The organism is Yersinia sp. 2542 StPb PI (assembly GCF_048593855.1).
Taxonomy (GTDB): domain Bacteria; phylum Pseudomonadota; class Gammaproteobacteria; order Enterobacterales; family Enterobacteriaceae; genus Yersinia; species Yersinia enterocolitica_E.
Map to the genome: position 1 here is coordinate 1 of NZ_JAZGQA010000109.1, position 15,574 is coordinate 15,574.

Consider the following 15,574-nt stretch of genomic DNA (forward strand, 5'->3'; position numbering starts at 1 on the left):
GTTGTTGATATAGGCTGCTGTTATTTTTATGTTTCTCTATTTTATCGATAAATAATATCGAGATTGTATTGATTGTTAGTCTATTGAAGGGGATATAGATGATGATCCTAATATCCCCAATCATCTTCACTCCCGCTCTAAAGCCCTGATAGGGTCCATCTCGGCTGCCCGTTTGGCAGGGAAAAAACCAAAAATAATCCCAATCAAACTAGAACATATAAAGGCCATCATGATGGATGTTGTTGAATAAACCATTGAAAAGTTACTACTGAACTGACTGAATATCAGGCCGATTGCTAGCGATAATATTACGCCAAGGCCGCCGCCCAATAAGCACACTAATACCGCTTCTATCAAAAACTGCTGCATAATATCGCTGGCACGGGCACCAACCGCCATCCGCACGCCTATTTCTTTAGTACGTTCGGTGACCGATACCAACATAATATTCATCACTCCAATACCACCAACGACCAAGGAAATAACCGCAATCATTGATACCAGCAATGTCATGGTTGAGGTGGTCTTCTTAATGGTTTGACGGATACTGTCGGTATTCATCACGAAGAAATCCTGTGTCCCGTGACGTTGAGTGAGCAATTTTGTTACACCCTGCTCAGCATTCGCCAGATCAATATCATCGTTCACCCGCACGGTAATACTCTTGAGATAAGACTGGCCGAGCATACGTTTCATCGCCGTCGTATAGGGGATCCACACATTGAGGTTCTCGTCGCTACCAAAACCACTTTGTTTCTTGGCCGCCACACCAATCACGCGGCAGGGCAGAGCGCCAAGTAAGATAACTTTTCCGATGGGGTTTTCGCCCTGGGCAAACAGCTTATCGCGGGTGTTTTCATCAATGACTGCCTCTTGCATCAGGCCATCGACGCTAGCACGGTTAAAGGCCATTCCCTGGTTGATATTGTAGCCACGCACCAGAAAATATTGCTCACCGACCCCATTGACGGTGCCACTGACCGATTTATTACCATAACGTAGCGTGGTGCTGGTCGAAACCGTTGGTGTCACGCTGTGAATATAACCTTGTTGTGCCAGGGCATCCGCGTCGGTCGCCCGTAGAGTATGGATCGCCGCTGAGCGCATATCACCAAAATCCTTGCCGGGGAAAATCTCCAGCGTGCTGGTCCCCATCGCATTGATATTAGCCAGAACCTGTTGTTGCGAACCTTTTCCTAGTGCCACCACCGATACCACCGAGGCAATGCCAATAATAATCCCCAGCATGGTCAGTACGGTGCGCAAACGCTGTGCGGCCATCGCCAGTATTGCCATTTTAAACGCCTCTTGTAGGCGGTCGCGCTGCGCTTTCCACGAGGTGAGTAGTGGTTTATTGGCAATGTCTGGTTCTTGTGCGACGGTTGCTGTACTTACTGATGTTGTCGACTGCATTTGTCGGTCAGCAATGACCTCGCCATCTCTCAATTCAATAATTCGCTGCGCATGTTCTGCAATCGACATATCGTGGGTGACAATTACCACGGTGTGGCCTTGCTGGTGTAAGTCTTTAAGGATATTTAAAACTTCATGACCACTGTGAGTATCAAGTGCTCCGGTGGGCTCGTCGGCCAGAATAACTTCCCCGCCGTTCATTAGTGCCCTGGCAATACTGACCCGCTGCTGCTGCCCACCGGAAAGCTGGCTTGGGCGATAATCCAGCCGCTCGGCCAGACCGAGGCGAGACAACAGGCTGGCGGCTCGCTTTTTACGTTCCTCGCGATTGATACCGGCGTAAATTGCCGGAATTTCCACATTCTCCCGCGCACTCAAATCATTTAGCAGATGGTAGCGCTGAAAGATAAAGCCAAAATGTTCACGGCGCAGTTCAGCGAGCGCATCACGGTCCAAATGTTGCGGGATCCGGCCAGCGACCAGATATTCGCCTGCGCTGGGTTTATCCAGACAACCGAGAATATTCATTAGCGTTGATTTACCGGAGCCTGATGCGCCAACAATCGCCACCATTTCTCCGCGGTAAATAGTTAGGTTGATATTTTTCAGCACTTGAACCGTCTGTTCGCCATTAATAAATTCACGGCTGACATTATCAAGCTGAAGTAAGATCTTACTGTGGTTGAGCTCTGGCATCAGTTACATCCCCATCGGCGGCCCCATACGTTGGGCCTTATTGTTGGCGGTGGTACTGCTGCCTTGGCTGACGATCACCTGTTCTCCGGCTTGCAGGCCTGAGAGGATCTGTGCATCAACATTGTTATTTAGCCCAACGGTCACTTCACGCCAACCGATGTTGCCGTTGTTGCTCACCACTTGAACCTGATACTTTCCTTTTACGTTGTTTAATGCGGTCGCGGGTATAACGATGGCGTTCTCGGCTTTGTTGAGCACGATGTAGACCTGCGCGGTCATTGAGATTCGTAACGCGCCATTTGGGTTAGCAACATCAAACAGGCCGTTATAATAAATGGCAGTGCTACTGGAGCTGGAGCTGCTACTGGAGCTGGATGAGGTGGTGGTGGTTTCATCGTTGATCGAATCAGGCGCCGGTTCTATTGCTCGCAGCGTGGCACTGAATCGTTCTTCCGGCTCACCTAAAATAGTGAAGTAAACCGGCATACCGGCTTTAACTTTCACCACGTCAGCCTCAGAAATTTGTGCTTCTATCGTCATGGTGTCGAGCTGAGCGACTTTGATAATCGTTGGCGCACTTTGTACTGCGTTGACGGTTTGCCCCTCTTCAACCGGGATAGCCACCACTGTACCTGTGATGGGTGAGCTGATTTTAGTGTACCCAAGATTGAGTTTGGCGGTACTGACGGCAATTTCCGCCTGTGCAATCTGGGCATCGAGCGCAGTAATTTCCGCCTGAGTGCTTTCTAATGTGGCTTTGGCGCTATCAAAATCAGCGCGTACGCCGAGACCTTTGGCCAAAATTTGCTGCTGCCGCTGGTAGGTCAATAGGTTGTTTTTCTGTGTTGCCACTTTCGCCGCTCGTTGGGCGAGCACATTTTTCAGCGCTTCTTCGGCATCTTTCAGGGTATTTTGCTGAGTCAGGTCATCAATTTCAGCCACTAACTGGCCTTTCTCAACCTGCTGTCCTAGGGTGACATGGAGCGCTTTGATTTGCCCTGAAACCTGAGCCCCAACAGTGACTTGTTTTTGTGCCTTGATGGTGCCATCAGCCAAGACAGTTTGTTCCAGAGTGCGAGTTTCGGCGGCGGCGGTGATGTAAGCGGGTTTATCCGCCGGTGAAATCAATCTGAATAGCAGCACGCCGCCCGCTATCAGCAGCAGTACAGCCAGCCCGATAAAGCGTCGTTTCGACCTTGTAACCTGTTGCATAATCAATCAAAGATCCTTGAACCACAATGAAGAAAACGGTGAAACCAAATGTAGGGGGGATAATTTACCGCCAACACCGATGAGTGTGAGTTAAGTGAGATTCAAGAATATGTAAGGATTGAGTAAAACCGGCTGCGCGCGAGTCAAATAGGCATGAAAATAGCCGAAATCAGGCAGGAGAGTTAAAAATGAAGATTTTGTTAGTCGATGATGATGTGGAACTGGGCACTATGCTGAGAGAATACCTGAGCGGTGAGGGCTTTAATGCCGAATTGGTATTGACCGGTAAAGCGGGTATTGCCGCTGCCTTATCTGGAGACTATACCGCCTTGATCCTCGATATTATGTTGCCTGATATGAGTGGTATTGATGTTTTGCGGCAAGTGCGTAAAAAAAGTCGCTTACCGATCATTATGTTAACCGCCAAAGGGGATAATATTGACCGGGTTATCGGGCTGGAAATGGGGGCAGATGACTATATGCCTAAACCCTGTTATCCCCGTGAGCTAGTCGCACGCTTGCGCGCAGTATTGCGCCGCTTTGATGAACATCCTGAAATGCCGTCAGCCGATGACAGTATCATCAGCCATGGCGACCTCACACTCAACCCGTCAACGCGCAGCAGTGAATGGCAGGGTAAACCGTTTGATCTGACTGCATCGGAATTTAACTTGTTGGAACTGCTGTTGCGTTCACCAGAGCGGGTGGTTACCAAAGATGAGTTATCCGATAAAGGATTAGGCCGACCACGGGAAGCCTATGACCGCAGTGTTGATGTGCATATCAGCAATATACGTCAAAAACTTGCAGCCCTGCCGGGGAACAATCTGAATATTGAAACGGTACGTAGTATTGGTTATCGCATCAGATAATAGCCTTGGGTGGAGTGAGATTGCTTATGCGCGGACGGTTGTTTTGGAAAATTCTGCTGGGTTTTTGGTTTACCTTTATTTTAATGACCCAGATGCTGTGGCTGGTGTTCTCCTTTTACGGCAATCGCCATGAACCCCCTGAGCGTGAAATGGTGCGGCAAATTGCCAAATTACAGGTTGCCTCGGCGGCGTCGGTATTACATTCCGGTGGTTTGCCTGCGCTAAGTACCATGACAGCTAACTGGTCGGAGGCAGCTAAAGCCCATTTTTCTGTATTACCGGTGGCGGCGCTGCCACCGTTGACTGAAGAGGCGCTTACCGGGAAATCGATTCCCCAAGGCGGTGAACCTGAGTTTTATCGTCGTGAGGTTACCACTTGGGCCCAAGGCCCTGATGGACAAAACTATCGCGTCAGTTACGACATCGATGGCTTGCGCCCCGTTAATCAGCAGGGTGGCCCCGATGAAAAGCGCCATGAAATACTGAATATTCCTATCCCTATGATTTGGATGGGCGTATTAGGTGGTTTGTTCTTCAGTGCGTTATTAGCCTGGAATCTAACGCGGCCGATGCGCCAGTTACGTGCCGGTTTTGAACGGGTGGCACAGGGGGATTTGTCGGTACGATTGCTGCCGGTAATGCGGCGGCGTCATGATGAGCTGACCGAAGTTGCACGTGACTTTGACTCAATGGCCGAACGGCTCGAAGCTCTGGTCAGTGCGCGGGAACAACTACTGCATGATGTGTCCCATGAGTTGCGTTCTCCGCTGGCGCGTTTGCAACTGGCGATTGGCTTAGCGCACCAGAATCCCGGCAATGTTGAAAGCTCATTACAGCGTATTGAGCATGAATCGGAACGGTTGGATAAGATGATTGGTGAGTTGCTGGCACTTTCACGAGCTGAAAACCACCTTCTGGCTGACGATGACGAGTATTTCGATTTGCATGAGTTGGTCAAAGTGGTGGTAAATGATGCGCGCTTTGAGGCACAGGTGCCGGGCGTTGAGATCTTGCTACAGGTGTTGCCCCCTATCGAGTATACCGTCAGAGGTAATGCTGAATTGATGCGACGGGCTATTGATAACATTGTCCGCAATGCGCTGCGTTTCTCCGTTCATGGGCAACAGGTAAAAGTGACACTTTCATTGGTGGATAAGAGTTATCAGATTCAGGTTGCTGACCAAGGACCAGGCGTTGAAGAGAGCAAGTTATCCAGTATTTTTGACCCCTTTGTGCGCGTTAAGTCAGCGATGTCTGGCAAAGGTTATGGCTTGGGATTGACCATTACGCGTAAGGTTATTCAGGCCCATAGCGGGCAGGTTGAAGCACGCAATGGTGAGCAGGGGGGATTAGTGATTACACTACGGATTCCACGTTGGCTTGCAGTAGAGTAGTTTGACAGTAACGGTAATAGCAGAAAACAAAAACGGCACCCTTAGGCGCCGTTTTTTTATTCGTATGAGATTACTTCTTGATACGAATAATTGGTGTTTCACCAACGGTGACACTACCGGACAGCTTAATCAGTTCTTTGATCTCGTCCATGTTGGAGATAACAACCGGCGTCAATGTAGACTTGGCTTTCTCTTCCAGCAGAGCCAGATTGAACTCAATAACCACATCACCTTTCTTGACGCGCTGGCCTTCTTCAGCGATGCGTTTGAAGCCTTCGCCTTTCAGTTCAACAGTGTCAATACCGAAGTGGACGAACAGCTCAATGCCGCTGTCTGATTCGATAGAAAAAGCATGGTTAGTCTCGAAAATTTTACCGATGGTGCCATCAACAGGAGCAACCATTTTATTGCCTGAAGGCTTGATAGCAATACCATCACCAACGATTTTCTCTGCAAAAACAACATCAGGAACATCTTCAATGTTGACGATTTCACCAGACAATGGCGCAACGATTTCAATAGTACCACTGTCTTTTTTATCATCTGAAACCAATGATTTCAGTTTATCGAACAAACCCATGATCTTCTCCTAAGTATTTATACTCGTCATACTTCAAGCTGCATGTGCGTTGGCTACGTTCAATCACCCGAATCACTTACAACACAGTAAGCTCATCGGGACTCTCTCACTTGCCGCCTTCCCGCAACTCGAATTATTTAGAGTTTATATTGGGCAGCGTTCCAGTATCGTGGAATTAGCAGAGTGTTTTTTCTTCGATGAATGTGGTAATCAAATCCATCAATTCTTTCGCTGTTGGTTGAGCTAATGCCTGCTCTGCCAACACCTTCACATCTTCGAAATTTGTATTACGGATAATTTTCTTGATGCGTGGGATCGAAATCGCACTCATGCTGAACTCATCCAGCCCCATGCCCAATAGCAACAGTGTAGCACGTTCATCACCAGCAAGTTCACCGCACATACCGGTCCACTTACCTTCAGCGTGAGATGCATCAATAACCTGTTTGATCAGGCCCAATACCGATGGCGACATTGGATTATAGAGATGAGAAATCAGCTCATTGCCACGATCTACTGCCAGAGTATACTGAGTTAGATCGTTTGTCCCAATACTAAAGAAGTCAACTTCCTTAGCTAAATGGCGAGCGATAACCGCCGCCGCAGGTGTTTCAACCATTACACCGACCTCGATAGTTTCATCGAAGGCCTTGTTTTCTTCACGTAATTGGCCTTTCAGCAGCTCAAGTTCTGCTTTCAGTTCACGTACTTCTTCAACCGAAATAATCATCGGGAACATAATACGTAATTTGCCAAATGCTGAGGCTCGCAAGATTGCGCGCAGCTGTGCGTGCAGAATTTCTTTGCGATCCATAGCAATACGGATAGCACGCCAGCCCAGGAATGGGTTCTCTTCTTTCGGCAGGTTCATGTACGGCAAATCTTTATCGCCGCCGATGTCCATGGTACGGACGATAACAGCCTGAGAGCCCATCGCTTCAGCAACGGCTTTATATGCCTGGAACTGCTCTTCTTCTGTTGGCAAAGAATCGCGGTCCATAAACAGGAATTCGGTACGATACAGACCAACACCTTCAGCGCCATTACGTTCAGCACCGGCGATATCACGCACAGTACCGATGTTGGCAACCACTTCAACCTGATGACCATCAAGGGTGATAGCAGGCAGGTCTTTTAATTTGGCCAGATCATTTTTCTCGGTGATGTATTGAGTATTCACCGCTTTCAACTGCTCAATAATATCGGCAGTCGGGTTTAAATAGACTTTGTTGTTTACTGCATCAAGGATCAAATAGTCGCCATTCTGGACTTGTTTGGTCACATCGGAGGTGCCGACGATAGCAGGGAGTTCCAACGAACGAGCCATAATCGAGGTGTGAGAGGTACGGCCACCTAAATCGGTGATAAACCCTAACACTTTATCCAGATTAAGCTGTGCGGTTTCTGATGGCGTCAAATCGGTGGCAACCAGAATAACTTCATCCTGAATGGCACTCAGATCAACAATGGTCAGACCGAGAATGTTCTTCAGCAGGCGTTTACCGATATCACGCACGTCAGCCGCACGTTCTTTCAGGTATTCGTCATCCAGTTCTTCCAGGGCTTTTGCCTGCCCTTCAATCACTGAATAAGCGGCTGCATCAGCAGAGGCATGCTCATCTTTGATGAGGGCTATGATTTCCTGCTCAAGCTCTTCGTCTTCCAACAGCATGATATGCCCTTCGAAGATGGCAGCTTTCTCTTCGCCGAGGCTTGCTTCAGCTTTGGTCTTAATCGCTTCTAACTGCTCAGACGCTTTGGCCCGCCCAGATTTGAAACGTTCGACTTCCTGCTCCACTTGGTCAGCAGAGATCTTTTTCCGGTTGATGACAATCTCATCTTCTTTCAGCAAAAGTGCTTTACCAAAAGCGATACCCGGTGATACTAAAATGCCTGAAATCATAACCCTACCTTACTCTTGACTGGTGTTAACTAAAAAAGCGTGCGTGATTACTCAAGCTCAGCCATCAGTTTTACCAGATGCTCAACAGCTTTCTTCTCATCTTCACCAACAGCCGAGATCGTAACAACAGTACCTTGGGTCAGGCCCAGAGTTTGTAGTTTAAACAGGCTCTTGGCGCTGGCGCTTTTACCGTTAGAGATCACAGTAATTTCAGACGCAAAGCCTTTTGCTTCTTTTACGAACTGGGCAGCCGGGCGGGTATGCAGACCATTTGGTGCAGTAATAGTAACTTCTTGCTGGAACATTGTATTTCCCCAACTTATTGGATTTATGTTGTGGAGCTAAAGTTTAGTGTAGAACCCAAACTTTAGCCTGTATTGGTGCGCGTATAACAAGACCATCTGACTTGCGCATGACTATGCCTCAACCACCGGCAAGTCACAAAGACAGTTTCTGATGCAACCTGAATTCAGGTCTAAAATCGACACTGTCGTATCTAAGAATAATGCTCTCTTTGCGTTATGTCTTCAATCCACGTTCGGTGATGACATTTTTTGTCGCATTGCATAATTGTTAAATCGATTCAGCCAGAGATTCACTCAAGATACGATTAATTTCGCGTATCAAAATAATTGACCGGTTAAATACTAAACCCAGAGGGTAAAATCAATCTTTATGTAGTAAAAACTTTGAAGTGCGCCACAAAAAAAGCACCCATGAGGGTGCTTTTTTAGCATTTAGTGCGACAGCCTGACTACTGTTGCAGCTCTTGCTCAGTGAACAAATCTGCAAATAAAGCTGTGCTTAAATAACGCTCACCCGAGGAGGGAAGAATAACCACAATTGTTTTGTCAGTAAAGCCATCTTCTTCGGAAAGTTTGACTGCTGCCGCAACTGCTGCACCGGAAGAAATACCGGCCAAAATACCTTCTTCGTCCATCAAACGGCGAGCCATTGAGATAGCTTCATCATTGGTTACCAACGCTACGCGGTCAACCAAACTCAGATCGAGGTTGCCGGGAATAAAGCCAGCACCGATACCTTGGATTTTATGTGGGCCGGGTTTGATTTCCTGTCCAGCCAAAGCTTGCGTGATAACCGGGGAGTCAGTCGGTTCAACCGCCACAGTGATAATAGCTTTGCCTTTGGTATTTTTAATGTAGCGGCTAACACCGGTCAGGGTACCACCGGTACCGACACCTGCGATAAAGACGTCCACTTCACCATCGGTATCTTCCCAAATTTCCGGGCCGGTGGTTTGTTCATGAATTTCCGGATTCGCTGGATTACTGAATTGCTGCAAAATCAGGTAACGGTCAGGGTCAGTTGCTTGAATCTCTTCCGCTTTAGCAATGGCTCCTTTCATCCCTTTGGCCCCTTCGGTCAGGACCAGATTAGCGCCGAGCGCTTTTAGTAGCTTACGGCGCTCAATGCTCATGGTTTCTGGCATGGTAAGGGTTAATTTATAACCGCGAGCGGCGGCAACAAATGCCAAAGCAATGCCGGTATTACCGCTGGTAGGTTCTACCAGCTCTTTGCCTGCGGTCAGAATGCCGCGCTTTTCGGCATCCCAAATCATATTGGAACCGATACGGCATTTAACGCTGAAACTTGGATTGCGTGATTCAACCTTCGCCAAAATGCGCCCGTTACCGATACGGTTCAGACGAACCAGCGGCGTATGGCCGATTGTTAAAGAGTTGTCTTCATATATCTTGCTCATAGCCCGTCCTTTAACTCTATGAAAATGTAGGAAACGTTCAAAGCATACGCTAACAGTATGGCTATGGAAGTAAGTAATTAGTATATCGATATGTTATTAGGAAATAAGTTTTAATCCCAATAGCTTTTGATCTTAACAATGAGGGCGTGGCTGGCACGCCCAGAGGAAATTAACGAGGTGGTTGAGTAAACTGGTCGCGGTAACGATCTACCCACATTGCGGTGGCTCCGCAAACGGCAACCGGCAGAATCACCAGATTAAGGAATGGGATCATAGTAAACAAACTCACCAGTGCACCAAATTGCAAGTTATCGACTTTATTCTGTCGCAATGCACTGCGCATCTGCTGGAAACTCACCTTATGGTTATCAAAGGGATAATCGCAATATTGAATTGATAGCATCCAGGCACTGAATAAGAACCACAATACCGGCGCAACGGTCTGACCAATGCCAGGGATAAAGTAGAGCAGCAGTAGCCCTAATGCCCGGGGCAGGTAGTAAGCCAGTTTTTGCCACTCGCGCGCCATGATGCGGGGCAAATCTTTAACTATTCCCCATATACCGGTGTCTGGCAGTGGTTTACCCGTCAGACTGGCCTCCAGTTGCTCAGCCAGCAAGCCGCTAAAGGGGGCTGCGATAATATTGGCCAGGGTACTGAACAGGTAACTGAATACCAGTAGCACCGAGATAACCATTACTGGCCACAACAAATAACTCAGCCACTGTAACCAGTCGGGAACATGGCTCATCAATTGTGGAACCCAATCACCTATACGGTTGAATAACCACCAGAAAGCGCCCCCCATCAGCAGAATATTTACCAGTAAGGGCAAAATAACAAATCGCCGGATACCCGGACGGGAAATTAATTGCCATCCTTGGGCAAAATAATGGACACCACTCACCTTTTTTACCGCTTTTTGCGTATACGCCATGCCATTCAGTTCTCTGTAAGTCTATTGACCCACGTATCATATCGGTATGATTTCCCACTGCATAGTCACATATTGTGCAAAAAACGAGCGAAACATCTAGCATAATCATCTTTCTTCGAAGAAAATTGAGCACGGACTTGCACTTGTGTTCGTTGGCAAATAGAGTTAAAGGGTGAATGTTTGCCGCGGTGGCAATGTATTGGAACAACAGAGATAGTAATGATGCAGGATTTGCGTCTGATATTAATCGTTGTTGGCGCGATCGCCATAATAGCGTTGTTATTGCATGGTTTATGGACCAGCCGTAAAGAACGCTCTTCACTTTTTCGCGATCGCCCAGTTAAACGTCCGAAACAAGAACGTGTTGAAACCCCGATCGAGAGTCTCGATGAAGGGGTAGGAGAAGTGCGCGTCCGCACTGCTCATCCACAGGAGAAGCCTTCGTTTAGTCATATTGATGACGACGACGAAGACATGCCGGTTATTCAGCATACTGATACCAAACCGGCTCAGGTCAAGACGGAACCTCGTCACAAGCCTTTTGCTTCAGTGCCAACAGACTATGACGACCCTCTTTTGGGTGGGCTATCGGCTGAGCAACCACCGCATGCATCACCGCGTGATCCTTTGCTTGGATCGGTTGAAGAGTCGTATTCGCAACCGCGACACGCAGAGCCACAGCATGTGGCAGAACCTGCACCTCGTGTGGCACCACAACATGTGGAATCACAACCAGAGCCTGTCGCTCCGACAGCAGAGGTGAAACCACAGAAACTGAAAGAGACCGTTTTGGTGCTGCATGTTGCTGCGCATCATGGTGGCGCTCTTGGCGGCGAGTTGCTGCTACAGAGTGTTCTTCAGTCTGGTTTCCAGTTTGGTGAGATGGGTATTTTCCATCGTCATCTTAGCCCGGCAGGCAGTGGCCCAGTATTATTCAGTTTGGCGAATATGGTAAAACCGGGTTCTTTCGATCCTGATACCATGTCTGATTTTTCAACGCCGGGTGTCTCAATGTTTATGATGGTGCCGTCTTATGGCGATGCCAATCAGAACTTTAAATTAATGCTGCAATCAGCCCAACGCATTGCTGATGATGTCGGTGGTGTAGTGTTGGATGATGATCGCCGCATGATGACCCCGCAGAAGCTGGAAACGTATAAGGCGCGTATCCGTGAAGTGCTGGATGCAAACGCTAGCGCCTGATAACGTTACCTCGCAATGAATCGAATTAACCCGAACCCCCGCATGCCGGGGGTTTTTTATCTTTGATGGTGAGCCATGGAATCGATAATTCAGCAAATTAATCAACTAAGAACCTCATTGCGCCATCACGAACATCTTTATCATGTGTTGGATGCCCCTGAGATCCCTGATGCTGAATATGACCGTTTGATGCAGCAATTACGTTCCCTGGAAGCACAACATCCTGAACTGATTACTCATGATTCACCGACACAGCGGGTTGGTGCCGCGCCGCTTGATGCATTTGAACAGGTTAGACACGAAGTGCCGATGTTATCTCTTGATAACGTTTTCGATGAAGAGAGTTACCTGGCTTTTGACAAACGGGTGCATGACCGGCTGAAAACCGCTGAACCGTTGACCTTCTGCTGTGAGCTGAAGCTCGATGGCCTGGCGGTCAGCCTATTGTATGAGAATGGTGAGTTAGTTAGAGCAGCTACCCGTGGTGACGGTACCACGGGTGAAAATATTACCGCGAATGTGCGTACCATCCGTGCCATTCCACTGCGCCTGCATGGGGAGAATATCCCGCATCGGGTGGAAGTTCGCGGTGAAGTCTTTATGCCACAAGCCGGTTTTGAGCAACTTAACGAAGAGGCGCGTCGCAAAGGCGGTAAAATTTTTGCCAATCCACGCAATGCTGCTGCCGGATCGTTACGTCAGCTCGACCCCCGCATCACAGCCAAACGGCCATTAATGTTCTTCTGTTATGGTGTGGGTTTACTCGACGGCGGTGAGCTTGCGCGCAGTCATATTCAGCGCCTGATGCAATTTAAAGCCTGGGGTCTGCCGGTCAGTAATCGAGTGAAGTTATGCACCGGTAGTGATGAGGTAATTGCCTTCTATCGTCAGGTAGAGCAGGACCGTGCCAGTTTGGGGTTTGATATTGATGGCGTGGTTATCAAGGTTGATTCACTCGATTTGCAAGAAAGATTGGGATTTGTAGCACGCGCTCCCCGTTGGGCTACGGCGTTTAAATTTCAAGCGCAGGAACAGATAACCCAAGTTCGCGACGTGGAGTTTCAGGTGGGGCGCACTGGTGCTATCACCCCGGTCGCACGTCTGGAACCGGTGCAGGTGGCGGGTGTGGTTGTCAGTAATGCGACACTGCATAACGCCGATGAAATTGAGCGTCTTGGTATACGCATTGGTGATACCGTTATTATTCGCCGCGCTGGAGATGTGATCCCGCAAGTGGTTGGTGTGGTGATGGAACAACGCCCGCAGGATGCCAAAGAGATAGTTTTCCCGGAGCACTGCCCGGTATGTGGTTCTGATATCGAGCGGGTAGAAGGCGAGGCGGTTGCCCGCTGCACCGGTGGTCTGTTCTGCGCAGCACAGCGTAAAGAGGCGTTGAAGCACTTTGTCTCGCGCCGGGCGTTGGATGTGGACGGGATGGGTGACAAGATTATCGAACAACTGGTAGAGAAACAGTATGTCGAGAACCCAGCGGATCTATTTGAGCTGACCGCAGGCAAACTGACCGGTTTAGATCGGATGGGGCCAAAATCGGCACAAAATCTGATTGCGGCGCTAGAAAAGGCGAAGCAAACGACGTTTGCCCGCTTCCTGTATGCTTTGGGTATCCGTGAAGTTGGGGAGGCGACAGCGGCTAATTTAGCAGCTCATTTTCGCAATCTGACTAATTTGCGCGCGGCAGATATCGATGCATTAAAAAGTGTGCCAGATGTCGGGGAAGTGGTAGCCAGGCACGTGCGGAATTTCCTCGGTGAAGAACACAATCAGAAAGTGATCGAGGCGCTAGAGCAAGTGATTAGTTGGCCTGAGCCACAGCAAATTATTGCTGCAGAGATTGATAGCCCCTTTGCTGGGAAAACCGTGGTGTTGACGGGGTCACTGACCATTCTCTCACGGGACGAAGCGAAAGATCGTCTGGCTGCTTTAGGTGCCAAAGTGAGTGGCAGTGTTTCCAAAAAAACGGATCTGGTTATTGCTGGTGAGGCGGCTGGCTCAAAACTGGCGAAAGCGCAGGAGCTTGGGATTACAGTCATTGATGAAGCGGAAATGATTCGTCTGCTGGGTGAATAGTGGTAACGCCAGAGGGCTGTATGGAAAAAGAGAATTTGATTGAGATTGCCAATACCCGGATGCCGTTTGGTAAATACCAAGGGCGGGTATTAATCGACTTACCTGAAGAGTACCTGCTCTGGTTCGCCCGCAAAGGGGAATTCCCACCAGGCAAGTTAGGTATGTTGATGGAGCTGACGCTGACCATTAAAATCGAGGGATTGGATAGTTTGGTAAAACCCCTCAAGCGTGGTTGATTTTACTTTCTAAAACAGGGCGATAGCCGTTATGTTGCCATCGCCCTATCACTGTTTAACCGAACATCAATGTTATTAAATATAAACGTCAATCTGGTTCTGTGCGGAAGGGCGGTTTACTCCATCACCGGCGGGCGCAGTTGCCGCATTGTTGTCACCTTCTTTGGTTTTATCCGCTTCCTTGGCCTGAATACGGGCAAGCTCAGCTTGCAGCGCTGCAATTTGACTCTGAATCTGTTGCTGCTGCTTTTGCAATTCATCCGCAGTCAAACCAGAATCTTTTAAGGTACTTAATTTTTCGGTCAGTTTTTGGATCTGCTGATTAATGGATTTAATTTGTGCCGCCGCACTGTTGTCAGAAGAGCTACTGCTGCTCACTGACACGGATGCTGCAGAGATAGTATTCGACATCATTATTCCTTAGTAAAACCTGGATGGAGTAATGCTTATCGACGGGAGGATATTAACCTTTAACTTTTGAGGGCTACTTTACACAATCTTATCACTTGCTTATCACTTGGTTGTTTTTTAAACGCCGCCATACGGTTCTGAAACGTTAAATTACCAAACGCAGTTCAGGCCAATGTTGCAGCCAACCTTTGCTATTTACCCGTTGGTAGTAGGTATCGACCTCACCGTTTTTCGGGTTCAAGGTGATCGTTCGGGTAAACAGTGCGTCCAAACCCAGTGGAGCCACCAGCTCAATATCGCCGCTTGCATTGAGCCTGGCACCGATTGCTGTTTCTACTTCAACCCAGTAGCTAATGGCATCGTCGGTACTGGTATAAGGTTGGCGACCCCTATGCAGGTGCATTCTGGCTTGATTTTTTACTGACCAGGGGAAGGAGAGATGCTGAGCCGCACTTTTTTGCTGGAGCTGCGCTTCTCGCTGTAAGTCATGCTGCTCGTGGGCATGTTGCTTATCGAAATAGACTAAATCGATGTCATTGAGTGCGGTCGCTAACGGGTACCCGTGCAATTGATCCCACACCAGATTACGCACAAATCCTGCCGCCAGACACCACTGCTTTAACCCGAGCTCTCGGGCAATCGACAAAGCCTGCATACGATGAGGGTCAGCCTGTAGCCATTGAATGATTTGTTGCTGCTGATTCATGCCTATTTCCACCGTAATCAATACCTTTGATTAGTTCGCAGGATAACAGAGATAAATGACAAAGAGTGAGGGAGGCTTACGCGAGAAAGCAAAAAACCGGCCATAAGCCGGTTTTTTAAAGAGTGGTGGAGCTAGACGGGATCGAACCGTCGACCTCTTGCATGCCATGCAAGCGCTCTCCCAGCTGAGCTATAGCCCCA

At 48.5% G+C, this 15,574-nt stretch carries 14 protein-coding genes and 1 tRNA gene; 5 read left to right on the forward strand and 10 right to left on the reverse strand.

Annotated features, from left to right (window positions below; genetic code table 11):
• Positions 1-126: 126 nt before the first annotated feature.
• Together V1952_RS13770 and V1952_RS13775 are read right to left on the reverse strand one after the other, a co-directional pair.
• A complete protein-coding gene (locus V1952_RS13770) occupies positions 127-2,109 on the reverse strand; it encodes a MacB family efflux pump subunit (RefSeq protein WP_420074930.1) in 1,983 nt (660 codons plus the stop codon).
• Between the two features lie 3 nt (positions 2,110-2,112).
• Positions 2,113-3,321, reverse strand: a complete 1,209-nt coding sequence (locus tag V1952_RS13775) for an efflux RND transporter periplasmic adaptor subunit (protein ID WP_083163425.1) — start codon at positions 3,319-3,321, stop codon at positions 2,113-2,115.
• A 188-nt stretch (positions 3,322-3,509) separates the two neighbouring features.
• Here V1952_RS13775 and V1952_RS13780 point away from each other — a divergent pair, with 188 nt between their 5' ends.
• A complete protein-coding gene (locus V1952_RS13780; protein WP_372559582.1) occupies positions 3,510-4,193 on the forward strand; it encodes a response regulator transcription factor in 684 nt (227 codons plus the stop codon).
• A gap of 26 nt (positions 4,194-4,219) precedes the next feature.
• The gene (locus tag V1952_RS13785) at positions 4,220-5,587 is read left to right on the forward strand and encodes an ATP-binding protein (protein ID WP_420074931.1); all 1,368 of its coding nucleotides are present in this window, start codon (positions 4,220-4,222) and stop codon (positions 5,585-5,587) included.
• Positions 5,588-5,657: 70 nt separating this feature from the next.
• Here V1952_RS13785 and crr read toward each other — a convergent pair whose 3' ends face one another.
• The 5 genes from crr to cysZ all read right to left on the reverse strand — a co-directional run bounded on the left by crr (position 5,658) and on the right by cysZ (position 10,730).
• Positions 5,658-6,167, reverse strand: coding sequence for a PTS glucose transporter subunit IIA (gene crr / locus V1952_RS13790; protein ID WP_004392561.1), 510 nt, complete (start codon positions 6,165-6,167; stop codon positions 5,658-5,660).
• 175 nt (positions 6,168-6,342) lie between these two features.
• Positions 6,343-8,070: a phosphoenolpyruvate-protein phosphotransferase PtsI gene (gene ptsI / locus V1952_RS13795; RefSeq protein WP_372559580.1), complete on the reverse strand. Its 1,728-nt coding sequence runs from the start codon at positions 8,068-8,070 to the stop codon at positions 6,343-6,345.
• A 47-nt stretch (positions 8,071-8,117) separates the two neighbouring features.
• The gene (gene ptsH / locus V1952_RS13800) at positions 8,118-8,375 is read right to left on the reverse strand and encodes a phosphocarrier protein Hpr (RefSeq protein ID WP_083163435.1); all 258 of its coding nucleotides are present in this window, start codon (positions 8,373-8,375) and stop codon (positions 8,118-8,120) included.
• A 449-nt stretch (positions 8,376-8,824) separates the two neighbouring features.
• A complete protein-coding gene (cysK, locus tag V1952_RS13805) occupies positions 8,825-9,793 on the reverse strand; it encodes a cysteine synthase A (RefSeq protein WP_083163436.1) in 969 nt (322 codons plus the stop codon).
• A 169-nt stretch (positions 9,794-9,962) separates the two neighbouring features.
• The gene (cysZ, locus tag V1952_RS13810) at positions 9,963-10,730 is read right to left on the reverse strand and encodes a sulfate transporter CysZ (RefSeq protein WP_372559579.1); all 768 of its coding nucleotides are present in this window, start codon (positions 10,728-10,730) and stop codon (positions 9,963-9,965) included.
• Positions 10,731-10,949: 219 nt separating this feature from the next.
• On the opposite strand from cysZ, the gene zipA reads away from it, so the two are divergent.
• From zipA to V1952_RS13825, 3 genes are all read left to right on the forward strand, one after another.
• Positions 10,950-11,933 carry a cell division protein ZipA gene (gene zipA, locus V1952_RS13815; protein WP_420074932.1) on the forward strand — a complete coding sequence of 328 codons (984 nt, stop codon included), beginning with the start codon at positions 10,950-10,952 and terminating at the stop codon, positions 11,931-11,933.
• A 75-nt stretch (positions 11,934-12,008) separates the two neighbouring features.
• The gene (ligA, locus tag V1952_RS13820) at positions 12,009-14,021 is read left to right on the forward strand and encodes an NAD-dependent DNA ligase LigA (RefSeq protein WP_372559577.1); all 2,013 of its coding nucleotides are present in this window, start codon (positions 12,009-12,011) and stop codon (positions 14,019-14,021) included.
• Between the two features lie 20 nt (positions 14,022-14,041).
• Positions 14,042-14,257, forward strand: a complete 216-nt coding sequence (locus tag V1952_RS13825) for a DUF3820 family protein (protein ID WP_372559576.1) — start codon at positions 14,042-14,044, stop codon at positions 14,255-14,257.
• Between the two features lie 75 nt (positions 14,258-14,332).
• On the opposite strand, the gene V1952_RS13830 is transcribed toward V1952_RS13825, so the two are convergent.
• The 3 genes from V1952_RS13830 to V1952_RS13840 all read right to left on the reverse strand — a co-directional run bounded on the left by V1952_RS13830 (position 14,333) and on the right by V1952_RS13840 (position 15,573).
• Positions 14,333-14,668, reverse strand: coding sequence for a FlxA-like family protein (locus V1952_RS13830; RefSeq protein WP_372559575.1), 336 nt, complete (start codon positions 14,666-14,668; stop codon positions 14,333-14,335).
• A gap of 145 nt (positions 14,669-14,813) precedes the next feature.
• Positions 14,814-15,374: a nucleotidyltransferase family protein gene (locus tag V1952_RS13835; protein ID WP_420071704.1), complete on the reverse strand. Its 561-nt coding sequence runs from the start codon at positions 15,372-15,374 to the stop codon at positions 14,814-14,816.
• A 123-nt stretch (positions 15,375-15,497) separates the two neighbouring features.
• Positions 15,498-15,573, reverse strand: a tRNA-Ala gene (locus V1952_RS13840).
• Position 15,574: the final 1 nt, after the last annotated feature.

Excerpts from the sequence above, each read along its gene's own strand:
- V1952_RS13770 (WP_420074930.1), bottom strand. The coding sequence starts at position 2,109 with ATGCCAGAGCTCAACCACAGTAAGATCTTACTTCAGCTTGATAATGTC.
- V1952_RS13775 (WP_083163425.1), bottom strand. The coding sequence starts at position 3,321 with ATGCAACAGGTTACAAGGTCGAAACGACGCTTTATCGGGCTGGCTGTA.
- V1952_RS13780 (WP_372559582.1), top strand. The coding sequence starts at position 3,510 with ATGAAGATTTTGTTAGTCGATGATGATGTGGAACTGGGCACTATGCTG.
- V1952_RS13785 (WP_420074931.1), top strand. The coding sequence starts at position 4,220 with ATGCGCGGACGGTTGTTTTGGAAAATTCTGCTGGGTTTTTGGTTTACC.
- crr (WP_004392561.1), bottom strand. The coding sequence starts at position 6,167 with ATGGGTTTGTTCGATAAACTGAAATCATTGGTTTCAGATGATAAAAAA.
- ptsI (WP_372559580.1), bottom strand. The coding sequence starts at position 8,070 with ATGATTTCAGGCATTTTAGTATCACCGGGTATCGCTTTTGGTAAAGCA.
- ptsH (WP_083163435.1), bottom strand. The coding sequence starts at position 8,375 with ATGTTCCAGCAAGAAGTTACTATTACTGCACCAAATGGTCTGCATACC.
- cysK (WP_083163436.1), bottom strand. The coding sequence starts at position 9,793 with ATGAGCAAGATATATGAAGACAACTCTTTAACAATCGGCCATACGCCG.
- cysZ (WP_372559579.1), bottom strand. The coding sequence starts at position 10,730 with ATGGCGTATACGCAAAAAGCGGTAAAAAAGGTGAGTGGTGTCCATTAT.
- zipA (WP_420074932.1), top strand. The coding sequence starts at position 10,950 with ATGATGCAGGATTTGCGTCTGATATTAATCGTTGTTGGCGCGATCGCC.
- ligA (WP_372559577.1), top strand. The coding sequence starts at position 12,009 with ATGGAATCGATAATTCAGCAAATTAATCAACTAAGAACCTCATTGCGC.
- V1952_RS13825 (WP_372559576.1), top strand. The coding sequence starts at position 14,042 with ATGGAAAAAGAGAATTTGATTGAGATTGCCAATACCCGGATGCCGTTT.
- V1952_RS13830 (WP_372559575.1), bottom strand. The coding sequence starts at position 14,668 with ATGTCGAATACTATCTCTGCAGCATCCGTGTCAGTGAGCAGCAGTAGC.
- V1952_RS13835 (WP_420071704.1), bottom strand. The coding sequence starts at position 15,374 with ATGAATCAGCAGCAACAAATCATTCAATGGCTACAGGCTGACCCTCAT.